Raw genomic sequence first — 17966 nt, 5'->3', positions numbered from 1 at the left:
CGGTGTCGGCGGACCGCGCAAGGCGGCGCGCGGCCTGCGGCGCAGGTGGCCGGAGGTGATGCGTCAGACAGCGCCGGGTTCGGGCTGCGGCTGGCCGGTGTCGTCCGACCAGATGAGCCAGGTGGTGCTGTCGTCGTCGGCGAGCAGGTCGCAGGCGCGTTCCGGGGTGCTCATGGACAGCCGCACGGGGTTGTCCACGCCGATCACCTCGACGCCGTCGGTGAAGGCCATGCCCCAGGCGGTGATCGCCGCGTCCTCGCCGTTGTCGGGCTCGCGGACCACGGCGAAGAGCCGGGGCGCGGCGTCGGCGACCAGGTCGCGCAGCTCAGGGTCGAACTCGGGGGTGGTCTCCACGGCCAAGTCGATCATGGGTGCTCCAGTTCTCACGGGTGGTGCCGATGCGGTCACCGGCGGTAAGAGCTAGAGTGACGCGACATCCTGTGCAATAAAAGCGGGAATCCCATTTTTCACACGTTCGAAGGAACGGTGAGTGCGGTGTCGAGGCAGGAGAACCCGGTCGTCAACGCGACCGTGCGGCGGTGGCAGCTCACCGAGACGCTCAAGCAGCTGCGCGACCGCAGCGGGTTCACCCTGGACGAGGTAGTGGAGAGGCTGCAGGACCGGGGCGGGAAGTGGTCCCGCTCCAAGGTCAGCCGGATCGAGAAGCGCGAGCAGGGCGTGAAGGACTACGACGTCGAACGCCTGCTGGACGTCTACGACGTGACCGACCCGGACGTCCGGGAGTGGATCCTCGGCCTCGCCGCCCGAGCGGACGAACGCGGCTACTGGCTGGGCATCCGCAAAGACCTCCCCGAGGACTTCCACGGCTTGCTCAACGTCGAAGCGGCCCTGATCGCCCGGCGGCAGTTGGAGACCATGGTGGTCCCGGGCCTGCTGCAAACGCCGGACTACACCCGCGCCCTGGTCATCGGCGCGAACCCGGGCATGGCACACGAACTGGTGGAGCGCAGGGTGCTCGCCCGCGCCGCGCGCCAGCGAGTGCTGACCCGCCCAGAACCGCTGCGGTACCACGTGATCCTCGACGAGACCGTGCTGGAACGACCCATCGGCACACCCTCGGTCATGCGTGGGCAGCTGGCCAGGCTGATCGACGCGGCAGAAGCCGAGCACACCACCATCCAGGTGCTGCCGAGGTCGGTCGGCGCAAGCCCCGCACTGGACGGCTCATACTCGATCCTCACCATGCCGGACCCGATCCCGGACGTGGGCTACACGGAGGGCCCGGGCGGTGCGGTCTTCATCGAAGATCGCACCGAGGTTCGGACCTGCATCGAACGGTGGGGCATCCTCACTGACTCCGCCCTCTCACCTGTTGACTCGCTGGCGTGGATCAAGAGCACCGGGAAGACTTACGACTGATCCCCACCGAGAGGAGAATCCACCGTGGCCAAGGACAGCGTGACCTGGCGCAAGAGCAGCTTTTCCGGCAGCGGCGGTACCGGCGGCGGCGACTGCGTCGAAGCAGCCCGGCTCAACGACGACCGCTATGCCCTGCGCGACAGCAAAAACCCCGCCGCCAGCCTGCCACTGCCCGCAGCAGGCATGGCCGCATTGCTAAGCACCTTCGCCAACCGCTGATCACCGCCCAGAAAGGCGCTCCCCATGGCCCAGGACAATGCGAACTGGCGCAAGAGCAGTCTCTCCGGCGATGGCGGTACCGGGGGCGGCGATTGTGTCGAGGCCGCCCAGTTCGGCAATGGCTATGCCCTGCGCGACAGCAAGAACCCGGACGCCCGCATCTCGCTGTCGGTGGCCGGGATGACTGCCCTGCTGCGCAGCATCACCTCCGAGCGCTGACCGGCCAGGGCCCGGAAACGGCGAAGGCGGCCTCCCCGTGGGGAGACCGCCTTCGTCCGACTAGCTAGTCAGACCGCCTAGGTCAGGCCGCCTGGCTCAGACCGCTTCCTCGGCCGACGAACCCTCGTCGCCCTCCGACTTGGTCGGGCTGGCGGAGGCCGTCAGCTCTACCGGCGGAACGTCCGGGACCTTGGTCGGCTTCGGCTCGCCGCGGAAGGTGAAGTGCGCCTTGTCCGCGTTGGCCTCTTCGCCGTCCCAGCCCTCGACGTCGGTGATGATGATCTGGCCCGGCTCGATCTCGCCGAACAGGATCTTCTCCGAGAGCTGGTCCTCGATCTCGCGCTGGATCGTGCGGCGCAGCGGCCGGGCGCCGAGCACCGGGTCGAAGCCGCGCTTGGCCAGCAGGAGCTTGGCGCGCTCGGTGAGCTCGATGGCCATGTCCTTGTTCCGCAGCTGGGTCTCGACGCGGTTGATCATCAGGTCCACCATGGTGATGATCTGCGGCTCGGTGAGCTGGTGGAACACGATGATGTCGTCGATGCGGTTGAGGAACTCCGGTCGGAAGTGCTTCTTGAGCTCGTCGTTGACCTTGTTCTTCATCCGCTCGTAGTTCGACCCCTGGTCGTTGCCGGAGGTGAACCCGAGGCCCACGGCCTTGGAGATGTCCTGGGTGCCCAGGTTCGAGGTGAAGATGATGACGGTGTTCTTGAAGTCCACCGTCCGGCCCTGGCCATCGGTCAGGCGGCCGTCCTCGAGGACCTGCAGGAGGGTGTTGTAGACCTCCTGGTGAGCCTTCTCGATCTCGTCGAACAGCACCACGGAGAACGGCTTGCGGCGCACCTTCTCGGTGAGCTGCCCGCCCTCCTCGTAGCCCACGTACCCGGGAGGGGCACCGAAGAGCCTGCTGGCGGTGTAGCGGTCGTGGAACTCGCCCATGTCGATCTGGATCAGGGCGTCGTCCTCGCCGAACAGGAAGTTCGCCAGGGCCTTGGACAGCTCGGTCTTACCGACACCCGACGGGCCGGCGAAGATGAACGAGCCCGACGGCCGCTTCGGGTCCTTGAGGCCCGCGCGGGTGCGGCGGATCGCCTGGGAGACGGCCTTGACGGCGTCCTCCTGGCCGATGATCCGCTTGTGCAGCTCGTCCTCCATGCGCAGCAGCCGGGAGGTCTCCTCCTCGGTCAGCTTGAACACCGGGATGCCGGTCCAGTTCGCCAGCACCTCGGCGATCTGCTCGTCGTCGACCTCGGCGACGACGTCGAGGTCGCCGTCCTTCCACTGCTTCTCCCGCTCGGCCTTCTGCGAGAGCAGCTGCTTCTCGTTGTCGCGCAGCTTGGCGGCCCGCTCGAAGTCCTGCGCGTCTATCGCGGACTCCTTGTCCCGGCGGACGTCGGCGATCTTCTCGTCGAACTCGCGCAGGTCCGGCGGCGCGGTCATCCGGCGGATGCGCATCCGCGCGCCCGCCTCGTCGATCAGGTCGATCGCCTTGTCCGGCAGGAACCGGTCGTTGATGTACCGGTCGGCCAGCGTGGCCGCGGCCACCAGGGCGGCGTCGGTGATGGTGACCCGGTGGTGGGCCTCGTAGCGGTCGCGCAGGCCCTTGAGGATCTCGATGGTGTGCTCGAGGGACGGCTCGCCGACCTGGATCGGCTGGAACCGGCGCTCCAGGGCGGGGTCCTTCTCGACGTACTTGCGGTACTCGTCGAGCGTGGTGGCGCCGATGGTCTGCAGCTCACCACGGGCCAGCATCGGCTTGAGGATGCTCGCGGCGTCGATCGCGCCCTCGGCCGCACCCGCGCCCACCAACGTGTGGATCTCGTCGATGAACAGGATGATGTCGCCGCGGGTCTTGATCTCCTTGAGGACCTTCTTCAGCCGCTCCTCGAAGTCGCCGCGGTAGCGCGAACCGGCGACCAGGGAGCCCAGGTCCAGGGTGTAGAGCTGCTTGTCCTTGAGCGTCTCGGGCACCTCGCCCTTGACCACCATCTGGGCCAGGCCCTCGACCACGGCGGTCTTGCCGACGCCGGGCTCACCGATCAGGACGGGGTTGTTCTTGGTGCGCCGCGACAGCACCTGCATGACCCGCTCGATCTCCTTGGTGCGACCGATCACCGGGTCGAGCTTGCCCTCGCGCGCCGAGGCGGTGAGGTTGCGGCCGAACTGGTCGAGCACCAGCGAGGACGAGGGGGTGCCCTCGCCGCGGCCACCGGTCTCGGTGGACTCCTTGCTGGTCTGGTAGCCCGACAGGAGCTGCAGGACCTGCTGGCGGACCCGGTTGAGGTCGGCGCCGAGCTTGACCAGCACCTGGGCGGCCACGCCCTCGCCCTCGCGGATCAGGCCGAGCAGGATGTGCTCCGTGCCGATGTAGTTGTGCCCGAGCTGCAGCGCCTCGCGCAGCGAGAGCTCCAGGACCTTCTTCGCCCGGGGCGTGAAGGGAATGTGCCCGGACGGGGCGTGCTGGCCCTGGCCGATGATCTCCTCGACCTGCTGGCGCACCCCCTCCAGCGCGATCCCCAACGACTCGAGCGCCTTGGCCGCGACACCCTCACCCTCGTGGATCAAGCCCAAGAGGATGTGCTCGGTGCCGATGTAGTTGTGGTTGAGCATCCTGGCCTCTTCCTGAGCCAGAACGACCACCCGCCTCGCGCGGTCGGTGAACCTCTCGAACATTCGCACTCCCTCGACTGCTGCGCCGGCGGCCCTTCTCCACGTCCTTCGCGTGGATTCAGCACCGTAGGACCACTGTAGTAGGCCCGGCCGCGGCTCTCAGTGCCACTCGCGACCCAACCCGGTCGTGCCTGCCGTCCCGTGATCCTTACGTCTACCCCAACGTGCGGGTCGGCAGTCGGATTCCGCAAGAGATGGCCTGTCCGCTGAGCGCGAACACATCCGCCACCCACACGTGTGGGATTAACGGACACCCCCGTGACAGGCGTTCGTCAGGCACACTGGGTAAGGTAAGGCAAGCCTCAGTTAGCAGAGGATCCAGGGAGGAGGCACCCGTGTGGCCCAACGAGTGCACCCGTAAGGCGGTGGGTGAGCGGCGATGACAGCCGGATACCGCCTGCGGGCCGGCGCCCGAGACCGCCAGGGCTTCCTCGCGGATTCACTCCCCCGAGTGAACGCCCGGCAGGCCCGCACCGAGGTGCGCTACGGCCTGCCGACCGACTCGTCCGGGTGGATCGGCTGCGCCGAGTTCCTGTCCCGCCCGCACGCCTTCGCCGAGTGGCGCGCCGGGCTGGCGGGCTGGTTGGAAGACCGTTATGCGGATTCACCCGATAGGACTACCGCCGGGTACGTGATGACCTGGTACCTCTCGGTGCCCGGCTACGTCGCGGGCCTGCTGTTCCACCACGAGCGCCGGGTGCCCTCGCTGGCCCCGGCCGACCTCGCGTTCCGGATGGCCGAGCCACGCCCGCACCCGGCCGCGGTCGCGGTGCTCTCGCCGCGCTTCGCCTGCCTGCCCGACGACCCGGCAGCGGGCACCGCCTCGGCCACGGTCGTGCCCGACGAGCACGCGCTGGCCTCGATCCTGCGTGGCCGGTTCGCCGCGCACGCCGCGCGGTTCGTCGCGGTGTACGAGCCGCAGGTGCGGCTGGGCAAGCGGATGCTGTGGGCCGCGGCCACCGACGTGCTGGACAACTCGCTGTGGCTGGCGGGCCGCTACGGCGGCGACGAGGGCGGCGGCGTGCTCGACGCCGCGCTGGTCCTCGGCCCGGGTCCGACGCCGTTCACCTCGGCCTCGACACTGCGCCCGGTGGCCGACCCGGCGGGCCCGACCACCTGGACCCGGCGCCGGGAGAGCTGCTGCTTCCACTACCTGCTCGCCGAGGGCCAGGGCGTCTGCCAGAGCTGCCCGCGACTGGGCCGCAAATCGTCGAATTAACCGGATCGGGTGCTTGATTGGCCGCCGAAAGCGGACCGCGGTTCACCCGGCCCGGAGGAGACGCCGGCGTGATTGCGCCACAATCTCGACGGCAATGAACTCTTTTCGCGACCACCCGCGCACAGCGGGTGGCGGATAACAAATGATCACGGAAAACGCAAGGGGCTGCCGACCTGAGCCGGCAGCCCCGAATCCAGCGGGCCTCAGGCCTGCTCGTTGTACGCGTCGAGAACCTCGGACGGGATTCGACCCCGGTCGGAGACCTTCATGCCCTGCTTGCGCGCCCACTCGCGAATGGCCTGGTTCTGCTCGCGGTCGGCCGACGCGGTGCGCGGGGGGCGACCCGGCGCGACCTTGCCCGGCTGGCGCTTGCGGCCGCCGGACCGGCGCGCGTGGTCGACGAAGTCGGCCAGGATGTCGCGCAGCTTCTCCGCATTGTCGCCGGACAGATCGATCTGGTATGACGCGCCGTCCAAACCGAACTCGACGGTCTCCTCGGCCTCGGAACCATCGAGGTCGTCGACCAGCGAGACGGTGACCTTCTGCGCCATATGCGCCTCCTCGGGCTTGAATGTGCCTGCCGGCGTGCCAGCTCAATGAGCGTCGCGGCCACCTGTGGAAAAACTGCCACGGGCAGGCTAGCGCAAATCCCGACGATTGCGTTAGTGCCAGATACCCGAACGGGTCATTCGGGCCGAACCTGCGGGAAGAGGATGGTCTCCCGGATCCCGAGACCGGTGAGCGCCATCAACAGGCGGTCAACACCCATTCCCACCCCACCACTCGGTGGCATTCCGTACTCCAGCGCACGCAGAAAGTCCTCATCGAGCTGCATGGCCTCGTCGTCACCGGCGGCACCCAGTCGGGCCTGATCCTCCAGGCGTTCGCGTTCCACCACCGGGTCCACCAGTTCGGAGTAACCGGTGGCCAGCTCGAAACCGCGCACGTACAGATCCCACTTTTCGGCCACCCCGGGCCGCGAGCGGTGCTGGCGGGTCAGCGGCGAGGTCTCGATGGGGAAATCGCGGACGAAGGTGGGGGCGTAGAGGTCGTTGCCGACCAGGTGCTCCCACAGCTCCTCGATGAGCTTGCCGTGGCCGAGCTTGGGGTCGAGCTCCGCACCGTGCGCGTCGGCGTGCTTGCGCAGCACGTCGACGGGGGTTTCCGGGGTGACCTCCTCGCCGAGGGCGTCGGACAGCGACCCGTACATGGTCAGCGTGGTCCACTCACCGGACAGGTCGTAGTCGGTGCCGTCGGCCAGCGTGACGGTGAGCGAGCCGAACGCCGCCAGCGCGGCCTCCTGGATGAGCTCGCGGGTCATCACCGCGTTGGAGTCGTAGGTGGCGTAGGCCTCGTAGTACTCCAGCATCGCGAACTCCGGCGAATGCGAGGAATCGCTGCCCTCGTTGCGGAAGTTGCGGTTGATCTCGAAGACCTTCTCCAGACCGCCCACCACGCAGCGCTTCAGATACAGCTCCGGGGCGATGCGCAGGAAGAGTTCCGCGTCCAGGGCGTTGGAGTGGGTGGCGAAGGGGCGCGCGGTGGCGCCGCCGTGCATGGTCTGCAGCATCGGGGTCTCCACCTCGGTGAAACCCCGGGAGTGAAAACTCTCACGCAACGACCGCACCACAGCGGCCCGGTTGCGCACCGTCTCCCGGGCCTGCTGGCGCAGGATCAGGTCGACATAGCGCTGCCGAATCCGCGTTTCCTCGGCGAGCTCCTTGTGCGCGACCGGCAGCGGGCGCAGCGACTTCGCCGCCAATCGCCACTCGTCGGCCAGAACGGACAACTCGCCGCGGCGCGAGGTGATGACCTCACCGGCGACGAATACGTGGTCCCCAAGATCGACATCGGCCTTCCACGCGGAAAGCGCGTCCTCGCCGACCTTGTTCAGGCTCAGCATCGCCTGCAGTTCGGTTCCGTCGCCCTCGCGCAGCGTGGCGAAGCACAGCTTGCCGGTGTTGCGGATGAACATGACCCGACCGGTCACCGCCACCCGGTCACCGGTCGCGGTGTCCGGGGCCAGCTCGGAATAGGACGCCCGGACCTGGGCCAGGGTGTGCGTGCGCGGCACTTCGACCGGGTACGGGTCGACTCCGGCGGCGAGCAGCCGGGCCCGCTTCTCCCGGCGGACGCGCATCTGCTCGGGCAGGTCGTCATCGGTCGGGGAGTCGGGCACGCGCTCGTCGTTCACGGGCCAAAGGGTACGGAGATGCACTGGGGTGGCCCAACCCGGTATCCACCGGCGCTATGGCTACGGTTGATTCATGCACGAGCCGGAGTTGTTCGCCAGGCGGGCCAGTTCTTTCGGAAGCAATGCGGCCGCCTATGCCCGGCACCGCCCCGGGTACGCCGAGGAGGCCGTCGAGTGGGTCGTCGGCGAGAGCACCCGGGTGCTCGACCTGGCGGCGGGCACCGGGCGGCTCACCGAGACGCTGCTGGCCTTCGGCCTCGAGGTGACCGCGGTCGAGCCGGACGACGCCATGCGCGCCGAGCTGTCCCGGCTGCTGCCCGACGTGGCCGCGCTCAAGGGCACCGCCGAGCAGATCCCGTTCCCGGACGGCTCGTTCGACGCGGTGCTCGCCGGCCAGGCGTTCCACTGGTTCGACAACCCGGCGGCGCTGGGCGAGATCGTCCGGGTGCTGCGCCCGGGCGGGGTGTTCGGCGCGCTGTGGAACTACGACGACACCTCGGTGCCGTGGGTCGCCGAGCTGGGCGAGCTGAGCAAGACCAGCGTCGGGCAGCTGCGCTCCGACATCCAGGACCACGAGCCGCGCCACCCCGGGCTCACCGAGCCGGAGCGGGCCACCTTCCGGCACGTCCAGCGGCGGACGGTGGAGTCCATGCTGGCCACCCTGGGCACCCACTCGCAGCTGATCGTGGTCGACGAGGCCGAGCGGGCCAAGGTGTTCGACCGCATCCGCACCTTCCTCTGGTCCCGGCCGGAGACCTCCCAGGGCGATTTCGACCGACCGCTGATCACCGAGGTGGCCCGCGCGTTCAAGCGCCACGACTGAGGGTGCGGCTAGCGGCTGTTGCGCTCGAAGACCAGCCGCAGGCCCAGCAGGGTGAGGTCGGGGCGGTGGTGGTCGACGGTCTCGGCCTCGTCGACCACCAGCGGGGCCAGCCCGCCGGTGGCGATCACGGTGACCGGGCCGGTGTGACCGGTGCGCTCCAGCTCGCGCACGATCCGGTGCACCAAGCCGTCCACCTGGCCCGCGAAGCCGAACATGATGCCCGACTGGAGGCACTCGACGGTGTTCTTGCCGATCACCGAGCGCGGCCGGACCATCTCCACCTTGCGCAGCGCGGCGGCCCGGGCGGCCAGCGCGTCCACCGAGATCTCGATGCCGGGCATGAACACCCCGCCGAGGAACTCCCCCTTGGCCGAGATCACGTCGATGTTGGTCGAGGTGCCGAAGTCGACCACCACGCAGGCGGTGCCGTAGAGGTGGTGCGCGGCCAGGGTGTTGATGATCCGGTCGGCGCCCACCTCCTTCGGGTTGTCCACCAGCAGCGGCACACCCGTGCGCACCCCGGGCTCGACGATCACCCGGTGCGCCCGCGGGTAGTACCGGCCGAGCAACACCCGCAGCTCGCGCAGCACCGCGGGCACCGTCGACAGAGCCGCCACGCCGCTGACCCCGCCCGCGTGCTCGCCGAGCAGGCCGCGCATGGTCAGCGCCAGCTCGTCGGCGGTGATCCGGGCGTCGGTGCGCATCCGCCAGTCCCGCACCAGCTCGGCGTCGCGGTGCAGCCCGAGGGCGATGTTGGTGTTGCCGACATCGATGGTGAGCAGCACCGCGGGCTCAGCTCTCGTGCGCGAGCAGCGCGTCCAGCTTGGCCGCGTCGACGGTCTCGGCGGGCGGGTCGGCGGGCGCCTCGGCGGTGACCGCGCCGCTGAGCAGGCCGGAGCCCGCCGGGGCGTGGCCCGCGTCGGTGCCGTGGTGCACCACCGAGTTCTCCGCGTCGACGAAGACGACCTTGGGCTGGTAGGCGGCCGCCTCGGCGGAGTCCATCAGGCCGTAGGAGATCAGGATGACCAGGTCGCCGGGGTGCACTAGGTGCGCGGCGGCGCCGTTGATGCCGATCACCCCGCTGCCCCGCTCGCCCTCGATGACGTAGGTCTCCAGCCGGGCGCCGTTGGTGATGTCGACGATCGCGACCTGCTCGCCGGGCAGCAGGTCGGCGGCCTCGAGCAGGAGCGGGTCGATGGTCACCGAGCCGACGTAGTGCAGGTCGGCCTGGGTGACGGTGGCGCGGTGGATCTTCGACTTGAGCATCGTGCGAAACATCGCGGACCTTCCTTAACCGTGCTGTCCGAGGGACGCCGTGCCGAGCAGCACGGGAACGTTGTCGATGAGCCGGGTGCGCCCGAGCGTGGCGGCGACCAGCAGCCGGGCCTCCCCCTGCTCGGGGGCCGGGCCGAGTTCCGGGTCGCGCAGCGCCAGGTAGTCGACCTCGAGTTCGGGGGTGCCCGCCAAGACCTCGCGGGCGGCGGCCAGAACGGCTCCTTCGCCGCCCTGGCCCCAGTGCGCACCTGCGACAAGAGCGGCCGATAGCGCTACCGCGGCGTTGCGCTGGTCAGCGTCGAGGTAGGCGTTGCGGGACGAACGGGCCAGCCCGTCGCGCTCCCGCACCGTCGGCACCCCGATGACGTTGACCTCCAGGTCCAGGTCGCGGACCATCTTCTTGATCAGGACCAGTTGCTGGAAGTCCTTCTCGCCGAAGAGCGCGAAGTCCGGCCGGACGATGTTGAACAGCTTCGCCACCACGGTGAGCACGCCCGCGAAGTGCCCGGGCCGGGCGGCGCCCTCCAGCTCGTCACCCAGCGGTCCGGGGTGGACGGTGACCTGCGCACCCGGCGGGTAGAGCGCCTCCCGCTCCGGGGTGAAGACCAGCTCGACCCGTTCCGCCTCGCACACCGCCAGGTCGGCCTCGAGCGGGCGCGGGTAGCGGTCGTAGTCCTCGCCCGGGCCGAACTGCAGCGGGTTGACGAAGATCGAGGTCACCAGCACGGTGTTCGGGATCCGCCTGGCCCGGCTCAGCAGCTCGCGGTGGCCCTCGTGCAGCGCGCCCATGGTGGGCACGAAGGCGATCTTGCGCCCGGTCGCGCGCAGCGCCCGGGTGACCTTGCCCAGCTGCTCCGGGTCGGTGTGCACGTGCAGCTTCCCGGCGGTGAAGCGGGTCGTCATGGGGTCTCTTCCTCGATGGCGGCCTCGACCTCGGGCACCAGGTCGGCGCGCAGCAGACCGGAGTCCACCGCCCGCCGGGCGGTGCGCGCGGCCAGGGCGCGGTAGGCGGGGAGCATGTGCGGGGCGTGCTCGGTGAGCACGGTGACGTGCTTGCGGACGGTGCCCACGTCGCCCCGGGCCACCGGCCCGGTGAGCGCGCGGTCGCCGTGGCGCAGCGCGTTGTCCAGCGCGGCGGACAGCAGCGGGCCGAGCAGCCGCTCGGGGGTGCCGATGCCCGACTGGCGCAGCAGGTCGGCGCACTCGCCGACCAGGGTGACCAGGTGGTTCGCGCCGTGCGCGAGGGCGGTGTGGTAGAGCGGGCGGGCCGCCTCGGGCACCCGGACCGGCTCGGCGCCCATCTCCACGACCAGCGCCTCGGCGACGTTCCAGGCGACTTCGTCGCCGTCGGCGGCGGTGACCCCGAAGCTGCACGCGACGATCCGCTGCAGGTCCTCGGGGCGGCCGGTGAAGGTCATCACCGGGTGCAGGGCGAGCCCGAGGGCGCCGTGGTCGGTGACGGGACCGAGCACGTCGACGCCGTGCGCGCCGGAGGTGTGCACGACGATCTGCCCGGGCCGGATGGCGCCCGCGGCGACGAGGCCGCGGACCATCCCGGCCAGCGCGTCGTCCGGGAGGGCGAGCAGGACCAGGTCGGCGTTCTTGGCCACCTCGTCGGGGGGCAGCACGGCAGCGTCGGGCAGCAGCTCTTCGGCGCGCCGGAGGGATTCCCGGGAGACGGCGGACGTGGCGGTGACGGTGTGCCCGGCCCGGTCGAGCGCGGCGCCGAGGACGGCTCCGACCCGACCCGCCGACACGACCCCGACGGCCAGCCGCGCGGGACGGTTCACCGCGGTCCCCAAACCGGCCGTGCGAGCGACGAAACCCGTGAACAGGCCATCGAGTGGGCCATCGAATAGGCCATGGTCAAGCTCTCCCTACCCCGTTCCAGTCCCGCAACGGCGCGGGTACCAGACGACGCCGCGAGAGTAGCCGTCACCGCTCGTGCGGCGACGGTCCGGGTGACCAGCTTCACCGCCCCGAACGGGCTAAGAAACCCGGGCGGCTTCTACCGCGCGGCGGCGGGAAGCGCGCAGCCCGGTGATCAGCTGGGCCTCCCGCTCCGGCGCGTCGGATCCCGCGGTGCCGTTTCCCATCGCGTGCCAGAAGAAGGCCAGCTCGGAGACCGCGGACTGGTAGTCCCCGACGGCGTCCGCGGCTTCCCGGCCGGACAGCTCCCGCACGCGCTTGCGCCACTTCTTGCGGCCTTCGAGGCTGCCCAGCAGCTCCACTTCGGACGCCACGATCCAGTTGGCCTCGACCATGGCGGGTAGCCCCGCCGCGACGACGCGCTGCTCGCGCTTGCGGTGCCAGTGCACGAAGTACACCACCACGCCGAAGAGCGGGACCATCACCAGGAAGTACACCGTCAGGAACGTCGACGCCGAACCGAGCGTGGCCGACCCGTTCCACAGCGCGTGTAGCAAGACCGCGGTCAGGTAGCCCAGCAACGGCGCGAGCACCCGGGTGCGCTTCTTGGTCGCGCGCGCCGCGAGACCGACGCCGATGCCGATCATCACGGTGAACAGCGGGTGGGTGAACGGCGCGAGCAACCCGCGCAGGATGAACGCGGCCACCACCCCCGGCGAGGTGCTGTCGCCCAGGCCGTACTCGGCGAACGCGCGGCCGAAGTAGTAGATGTTCTCGGTGAAGGCGAACCCGGCGGCGACCAGTCCGGCGTAGACGATCCCGTCGATCACGCCGTCGAACTCCGAGCGCAGGAACAGCAGAATGCCCAGGACGAACGCGCCCTTGGCCGCCTCCTCGAACAGCGGCGCCGACACCAGCGCGCTGATCTTGTCCCCGTTGCCCTTGCCGAGCAGCAGGTCGCCCACTGTCTCGGCGGTGTTGTTGATCAGCAGCGCGGTGATCGCCGCACCGCAGGCGCCCCAGCCGAAGGCCAGCCAGAGCAACCGGGCGGGCTCGGGCTCCCAGCGGTCGACCCAGAGGAACGCGGCCACGACCGGGCCGACCGGCAGCAGCGCGGCACCGACCCCGACCAGCTCGGCGACCAGCCCGACCCGGGCGGTGCTCAGCGCGAGCAGGACGAGACCGCAGCAGGCGAGCAGCACCAGTCCCGCGATCGGGAGCAGCACGGTGAACCTGCGGGGCGTGTGCCGCTGCACGGGTGGTTCAGACACGGGTAGTGATCTTAGGGCGACGGCCGCGCGCGGCGGTCAGTCCTCGTCGCGGCGCCTGCGCCTGCGCGGGCCCGCGGCCCCGCCGTGCGCGGCGAGCAGCTCGTTGACCGACTTGCCGGACGCGTGCGACCCGGTGTCCTCGGCCTCGATCTGCTCGTGCCAGGCGGGCGTGCCCTCGGCGCGCCGACGCCTGCCGCCGCCGTCGTCCTCCGGCTCGGGGGTGCGGGCCTGCTGGGCGCTCACCGGCGGGAACGTGCCGGTGAGCGCGCGCCGACGACCGCCCTCGGGCTCGGGCGGGGCGACCGGTGCCATCGCGGCCTCAGTCCGCTCGGCCGCCCGGCCACGTGGCGCGGGTTGCGCGGGAGCGCGCTGCACGGCACCAGGGACGACGGGATCGGTGGTCTTGACCCGTTGCACCGCACCGGGCACGGCCTCTTGGCGCCGCACCGGCTCTTGCGGGATCGGCATCTCTTGGCTCGCCTGCGGCGGCCGGTTCACCGGGGGCCTCTGCTGGGGGCGCTGGTTCGGGCGCGCCGCCGCGGGCATCTCCTGGCTCACCTGCGCACGCTCACGGGCGGCCACCTCTTGCACACCGGGCCTACGCGGGGGCGCGGGCATTTCCTGACTCGCCTGCGCGGCCACCGCGCGCCGGTCGTGGCCGGTCTCTTGTCCATTGGGCCTGCGCGCCGCTACCGGCATCTCTTGGCTTACCTGTGCTCGCGCTACGTCCTGGGCCGGGCGGCCGGGCATCTCCTGCGCCGGGGACCGCTGGCCCTGCTGCGGCCCTTGCGCGGGCGGGCGTCGCATCTCCTGGCTCATCCCCGCCGCCGCTGGCCTGCGGGCCGGTACGGGCATCTCTTGGCTCGGCTGGGGGCCCGGCTGCCGCCGCGGCGCGTCGTGGCCCGCCTGCCTGCGCTGGACCGCGCCCGGGGTCTGCGCCTCCTCGACCGGCCGTTGACCCGACCGGGCCGGGGCTGAGCCGCGCGCCTCGGCGGGCACGGGTCTGGCGTCGGCGTGGGACAGGTCGGGCAGCGCCCGGGCGACCGGCTGCACCCGGGTGACGGCCTTGGCGACCGGCCGCTGGCGCTGCGCCGACGACTGGCCCGGGATCGCCATCCCCTGGCTGGTGCGGGTGCCCGGCACAGGGTGCCTGCCGGACTCCCAGGACGGGGTCCAACGCGGGTCGATCCGGTCGGGGTCCTCGTCGGCCAGCCACGGCTCGGGGGCCCGGCGCACGGGCTCGGCCCGGCTGACCCGCTCGATCAGCTCGGTCTGCGGCTCCCCCAGCGGCTTCTGGACCACCGGTTTCGGCGCGACCGGCTGCTGCACGGACTGGGCCACGACTGGCTGGGGTGCCGCCGGTTGGGCCGCGGCGGGCTGCTGGGCCGCCGCGATCCGGCGGACCTGGTTGCCCGAACGCGCCGGGATGGCCCGGTCCTCGGCGATCCCGCGCATCCGGGTGGCCTCGGCGTGCAGCGCGAACCGCTCCACCAGCACCTCACCGCCGAGCAGGACCTCCAGGTTCTGCCGCAGCGCCCGCAGCTCCTCGCGCAGCTCGCTGAGGTCGTCGTCGGTCCGCTCCTCGACCTTGCGCCGGGTCTCGGCCACCATCTCCAGCTCGAACTCGCGCCGGGCGGAGACCTCGCGCTCCAGCTCCAGCTCGTAGACCTGGTGCAGTTCGGCCGCCTCCTCCGCGCGGTCGGCCACCTGCCTGCGGTACCGGGCCGCGAGGAACGCACCGGCCAGCGCGGCCCACAGCGCCGCCACCACGCCCAGCCGCATCCAGCGCAACGAGTCGCTGAGCACGAGCACGGCGGTGGACGCCAGGGCCAGGGCTAAGGCGGCGATCAGCAGCACGCGCGCCCCGGAGGCGCCGCGCAGCTGGAAGGAGTCGTTCCGGCCGGTCATGGGGCACACCGTACCGGTTCGTTATCTCGGCGAGACCAAACGCGGGATCAGATCTTTCACCGCGATCCCTCGCGGGGCCGCTCGTCGGGGTCCTCCGGGGTCCGGCAGCAGGACTCCAGCCACAGCGCCGCGCCGATCAGCACGGCCGCGCAGATCGCCCCGACCACGCCCGCGCTGACGTCGTGCTTCGCCGCGTCGACCTGTGCGCTCTTCGGCAGCACGAAGCCGAGCACGCCCAGCCAGGCGCCCAGCATGATCGCGCCGAGCAGCGAGGACGCCTTGGCCAGCGCCACCGCCCTGGCCGCGGTGAGCGGCTGCACCGGCCTGCCCTCGGCGCCCCGGATCCGCGCGCGCAGGGCGAACCCGAACGCCACCTCGACGATCGCCAGCACCAGCAGAGTGATGCCCGCCAGCGTGGGCAGCGGCCGCAGCTGCCCGTAGAGCAGCCGTAGCGCCAGGTACACCACGACCGCGCCGATCGCCCCGGCGGGCAGCAGGTCGCGGGGCTTGGTGAACCTCATCGCAGCTCCAGGTCGTCGCGCCTGCGCACACCGGCGGTGTCCAGCCCGGCCAGCAGCGCCGCCGCCGGACCCCGGCCGGGCACCTCGGCCGCCGGGTCGATGTCCAGCCACGGCACCAGGACCGTGGCCCGCTCGTGCGTGCCGGGGTGCGGGAGCAGCAGCTCGGGGTCGTCGCTGCGGACGCCGTCGACGGTGACCACGTCCACGTCCAGCGTGCGCGGGCCCCAGTGCTCCAGCCGGACTCGCCCGGCCCGTTCCTCCAGCGCCTGGCCGCGGCGCAGCCACCCCCAGGCGTCGGTGCCCTCGTCCTCGACCACCAGCACGGCGTTGAGGAAGTCCGGCTGGTCGGTGACGCCCCAGGCGGCCGTCTCGTACACCGGGGACACCGCGACCAGCACGTCGGCGAGGCCGTCGACGGCCACCCGCAGGTTCGCCAACCGGTCGCCGAGGTTCGAGCCGATGGACAGCACGGCGCGGCTCACCGGCGGCGCGACCGGCGCACGGTGACCGCCACGTCGGCGAAGGTCAGCGGGATGGGCGCGCTCGGCTTGTGCAGGGTGACCTCGACGGCGTGCACCCGCTCGTCGGCCATCTCCGCGTCGGCGATCTCGGCGGCGACGGTCTCGATCAGGTCCCGCGACGGGCCCGCCAGCACCGCGGCGGCCCGCTCGGCGAGCTCGCCGTAGTGCACGGTGTGCCGCAGGTCGTCGGTGGCCGCGGCCTCGCGCAGGTCGATCCACAGCGTGATGTCGACCACGAACTCCTGCCCGTCGCGCTTCTCGTGGGCGAAGACGCCGTGGTTGCCGCGCACCCGCAGGCCGGTCAGCGTGATCCGGTCGGTCATCAGCCTCCTGTCATCGCGGCCGCGACGGCCACCGCGTCGAGCGAGCGCCGCACGTCGTGCACCCGCACCCCCCAAGCTCCCGCCGCCGCGACCAGCGCGGAGATGGCCGCCGTGGCGTCCTCCCGACCGCTGGGCGAGCGCGGCGTGCCGTCCTCGCCCGCGAGCAGCCTGCCCAGGAACCGCTTGCGCGAGGCCCCCACCAACACCGGGAAACCCAGCTCCAGCAGGGCGTCGAGGTCGCGCAGCAGCGCCCAGTTGTGCGCGCCGGTCTTGGCGAAGCCCAGGCCCGGGTCGAGCGCGATCGCCTCGGCCCGCACACCCGCCCGCAGGGCCGCGTCGACCTGCGCGGACAGCTCGGCGCGCACCTCGGCCACCACGTCGACGTAGTCGGCCAGGGTCTGCATGTCCCGGCTGTGCCCGCGCCAGTGCATCAGGATCCAGGGCACCCCGGTGTCGGCGGCCACGCTGACCATGTCCGGGTCGGCGAGCCCGCCGGAGACGTCGTTGATCACCGCGGCGCCCGCGGCCACCGCGGCCTCGGCCACCCGGGCGCGGGTGGTGTCGACGCTGACCAGCACGCCGGCGGACACCAGGTCGCGGATCACCGGCACGACCCGGGCGATCTCGGAGTCGGCGTCGACCCGCTCGGCCCCCGGCCGGGTGGACTCGCCGCCCACGTCGACCAGGTCTGCGCCCTCGGTCCAGAGCGCGACGCCGTGCCCGACCGCGTCGTCGTGGCCGAGGTAGCGACCGCCGTCGGAGAACGAGTCCGGGGTCACGTTGAGCACACCGACCACCGCGCACCGGCCGGGTTGGGGCAGCAGGGTCACCGGCTGCGCCCGTTGATCAGCTGGATGGCCTCCGCGCGCGAGGACGGCGAGGACTTGAGGATGCCGCGCAGCGCCGAGGTGGTGGTGCGCGCGCCCGGCTTGCGGATGCCGCGCATGGCCATGCACAGGTGCTCGGCCTCGATGACCACGATCACCCCGCGCGGCTCCAGCTTGCGCATCAGCGCGTCGGCGACCTGCGAGGTGAGCCGCTCCTGGACCTGCGGGCGCTTGGCGTAGAGGTCGACCAGGCGGGCCAGCTTGGACAGCCCGGTGACCCGGCCCTGCGCGTTGGGGATGTAGCCGACGTGCGCGTGGCCGTGGAAGGGCACCAGGTGGTGCTCGCAGTTGTGCGTGAGGTGCCCGGCGACCAGGAAGGTCGGGTGCGGGTCGCAGGTGAGGCTGTAGACGGTGTCCGCGGCCGCGACCGGGCGCACCGACTCCACCCGCACCCACCGCGACTGCCCGAGGGTGGTGGTGTGCTCGGGGGCGAAACCATGCCGGAGCAGCCAGTCGCCCCGGTCGGCCGGACCGGCTCCGGCGGTGACGAACTCCCGGGTGGGCGCGGCCGAGCCGGTCCACTCCAGGTGCGCGCCCGCGACGTCCCCGGCCTCCCGCCACCCGGCCGAGGTGGCCAGCGGGTGGTCGGCGGTGACGGTGAACGCGCCCGCGGTGGTGCGCACCTCGACCAGCTCGCGGGAGCGCTTGGCGGTGACGCCGATCACCGTGG

At 71.5% G+C, this 17966-nt stretch carries 19 protein-coding genes and 1 pseudogene; 5 read left to right on the top strand and 15 right to left on the bottom strand.

Annotated elements, in window-relative coordinates; translation table 11 throughout:
• Positions 1-63 precede the first annotated feature (63 nt).
• Complete coding sequence (locus QSK30_RS19630; protein WP_285504707.1) at positions 64-369, bottom strand: hypothetical protein; 306 nt, start codon at positions 367-369, stop codon at positions 64-66.
• Positions 370-495: 126 nt separating this feature from the next.
• Between QSK30_RS19630 and QSK30_RS19625 the strand changes: the two genes are divergently transcribed.
• The 3 genes from QSK30_RS19625 to QSK30_RS19615 are packed head-to-tail and all read left to right on the top strand — an operon-like array spanning position 496 to position 1818.
• Positions 496-1380, top strand: coding sequence for a helix-turn-helix domain-containing protein (locus QSK30_RS19625; protein WP_285504705.1), 885 nt, complete (start codon positions 496-498; stop codon positions 1378-1380).
• A 24-nt stretch (positions 1381-1404) separates the two neighbouring features.
• On the top strand, positions 1405-1599 hold the full coding sequence (locus QSK30_RS19620) for a DUF397 domain-containing protein (protein ID WP_285504704.1): 195 nt from the start codon (positions 1405-1407) through the stop codon (positions 1597-1599).
• Between the two features lie 24 nt (positions 1600-1623).
• Positions 1624-1818 carry a DUF397 domain-containing protein gene (locus QSK30_RS19615; RefSeq protein WP_285504702.1) on the top strand — a complete coding sequence of 65 codons (195 nt, stop codon included), beginning with the start codon at positions 1624-1626 and terminating at the stop codon, positions 1816-1818.
• Between the two features lie 96 nt (positions 1819-1914).
• On the opposite strand, the gene QSK30_RS19610 is transcribed toward QSK30_RS19615, so the two are convergent.
• Entirely contained in the window at positions 1915-4488 is a 2574-nt protein-coding gene (locus tag QSK30_RS19610; protein WP_285504700.1) for an ATP-dependent Clp protease ATP-binding subunit, read from the bottom strand.
• 376 nt (positions 4489-4864) lie between these two features.
• Here QSK30_RS19610 and QSK30_RS19605 point away from each other — a divergent pair, with 376 nt between their 5' ends.
• Positions 4865-5704: a (2Fe-2S)-binding protein gene (locus QSK30_RS19605; protein ID WP_285504698.1), complete on the top strand. Its 840-nt coding sequence runs from the start codon at positions 4865-4867 to the stop codon at positions 5702-5704.
• 203 nt (positions 5705-5907) lie between these two features.
• Here the strand turns inward: QSK30_RS19605 and QSK30_RS19600 are convergent, their stop codons facing one another.
• Both QSK30_RS19600 and lysS read right to left on the bottom strand, forming a co-directional pair.
• Positions 5908-6255, bottom strand: a complete 348-nt coding sequence (locus QSK30_RS19600; protein WP_285504696.1) for a histone-like nucleoid-structuring protein Lsr2 — start codon at positions 6253-6255, stop codon at positions 5908-5910.
• Positions 6256-6389: 134 nt separating this feature from the next.
• On the bottom strand, positions 6390-7844 hold the full coding sequence (gene lysS / locus QSK30_RS19595) for a lysine--tRNA ligase (protein WP_285504787.1): 1455 nt from the start codon (positions 7842-7844) through the stop codon (positions 6390-6392).
• Between the two features lie 127 nt (positions 7845-7971).
• On the opposite strand from lysS, the gene QSK30_RS19590 reads away from it, so the two are divergent.
• Entirely contained in the window at positions 7972-8721 is a 750-nt protein-coding gene (locus tag QSK30_RS19590) for a class I SAM-dependent methyltransferase (RefSeq protein WP_285504694.1), read from the top strand.
• 8 nt (positions 8722-8729) lie between these two features.
• On the opposite strand, the gene QSK30_RS19585 is transcribed toward QSK30_RS19590, so the two are convergent.
• From QSK30_RS19585 to folE, 11 genes and pseudogenes are all read right to left on the bottom strand, one after another.
• Positions 8730-9506 carry a type III pantothenate kinase gene (locus tag QSK30_RS19585; RefSeq protein ID WP_285504693.1) on the bottom strand — a complete coding sequence of 259 codons (777 nt, stop codon included), beginning with the start codon at positions 9504-9506 and terminating at the stop codon, positions 8730-8732.
• A gap of 7 nt (positions 9507-9513) precedes the next feature.
• Positions 9514-9999 carry an aspartate 1-decarboxylase gene (gene panD, locus QSK30_RS19580; protein WP_285504692.1) on the bottom strand — a complete coding sequence of 162 codons (486 nt, stop codon included), beginning with the start codon at positions 9997-9999 and terminating at the stop codon, positions 9514-9516.
• Positions 10000-10011: 12 nt separating this feature from the next.
• Entirely contained in the window at positions 10012-10899 is an 888-nt protein-coding gene (gene panC, locus QSK30_RS19575; protein WP_285504690.1) for a pantoate--beta-alanine ligase, read from the bottom strand.
• Complete coding sequence (locus QSK30_RS19570) at positions 10896-11786, bottom strand: Rossmann-like and DUF2520 domain-containing protein (protein WP_285504689.1); 891 nt, start codon at positions 11784-11786, stop codon at positions 10896-10898. Before QSK30_RS19570 ends, panC begins: the two co-directional genes overlap by 4 nt.
• 198 nt (positions 11787-11984) lie before the next feature.
• Positions 11985-13136, bottom strand: coding sequence for a PrsW family intramembrane metalloprotease (locus tag QSK30_RS19565; protein ID WP_285504688.1), 1152 nt, complete (start codon positions 13134-13136; stop codon positions 11985-11987).
• Between the two features lie 36 nt (positions 13137-13172).
• Positions 13173-15044 carry a DUF6779 domain-containing protein gene (locus QSK30_RS19560; RefSeq protein WP_285504687.1) on the bottom strand — a complete coding sequence of 624 codons (1872 nt, stop codon included), beginning with the start codon at positions 15042-15044 and terminating at the stop codon, positions 13173-13175.
• Between the two features lie 56 nt (positions 15045-15100).
• Positions 15101-15565 (bottom strand): DUF3180 domain-containing protein, encoded by a 465-nt coding sequence (locus tag QSK30_RS19555; protein ID WP_285504686.1) that lies wholly within the window; start codon positions 15563-15565, stop codon positions 15101-15103.
• Entirely contained in the window at positions 15562-16047 is a 486-nt protein-coding gene (gene folK, locus QSK30_RS19550) for a 2-amino-4-hydroxy-6-hydroxymethyldihydropteridine diphosphokinase (protein WP_285504684.1), read from the bottom strand. The genes QSK30_RS19555 and folK overlap by 4 nt, the downstream gene beginning before the upstream one ends.
• Complete coding sequence (gene folB / locus QSK30_RS19545; protein ID WP_285504683.1) at positions 16044-16409, bottom strand: dihydroneopterin aldolase; 366 nt, start codon at positions 16407-16409, stop codon at positions 16044-16046. The genes folK and folB overlap by 4 nt, the downstream gene beginning before the upstream one ends.
• Positions 16409-17239 (bottom strand): dihydropteroate synthase, encoded by an 831-nt coding sequence (gene folP, locus QSK30_RS19540; RefSeq protein WP_285504682.1) that lies wholly within the window; start codon positions 17237-17239, stop codon positions 16409-16411. The genes folB and folP overlap by 1 nt, the downstream gene beginning before the upstream one ends.
• A pseudogene (gene folE, locus QSK30_RS19535) lies at positions 17236-17583 on the bottom strand (GTP cyclohydrolase I); the annotation flags it as partial. The gene folP and the pseudogene folE, both read right to left, overlap by 4 nt.
• Positions 17584-17966 lie beyond the last annotated feature (383 nt).

The sequence above is a fragment of the Actinokineospora sp. NBRC 105648 genome, assembly GCF_030269645.1.
Lineage (GTDB): Bacteria > Actinomycetota > Actinomycetes > Mycobacteriales > Pseudonocardiaceae > Actinokineospora.
Note: the sequence above shows the minus strand (reverse complement) of the source record. Positions and strands in the feature narration are given on the sequence as shown.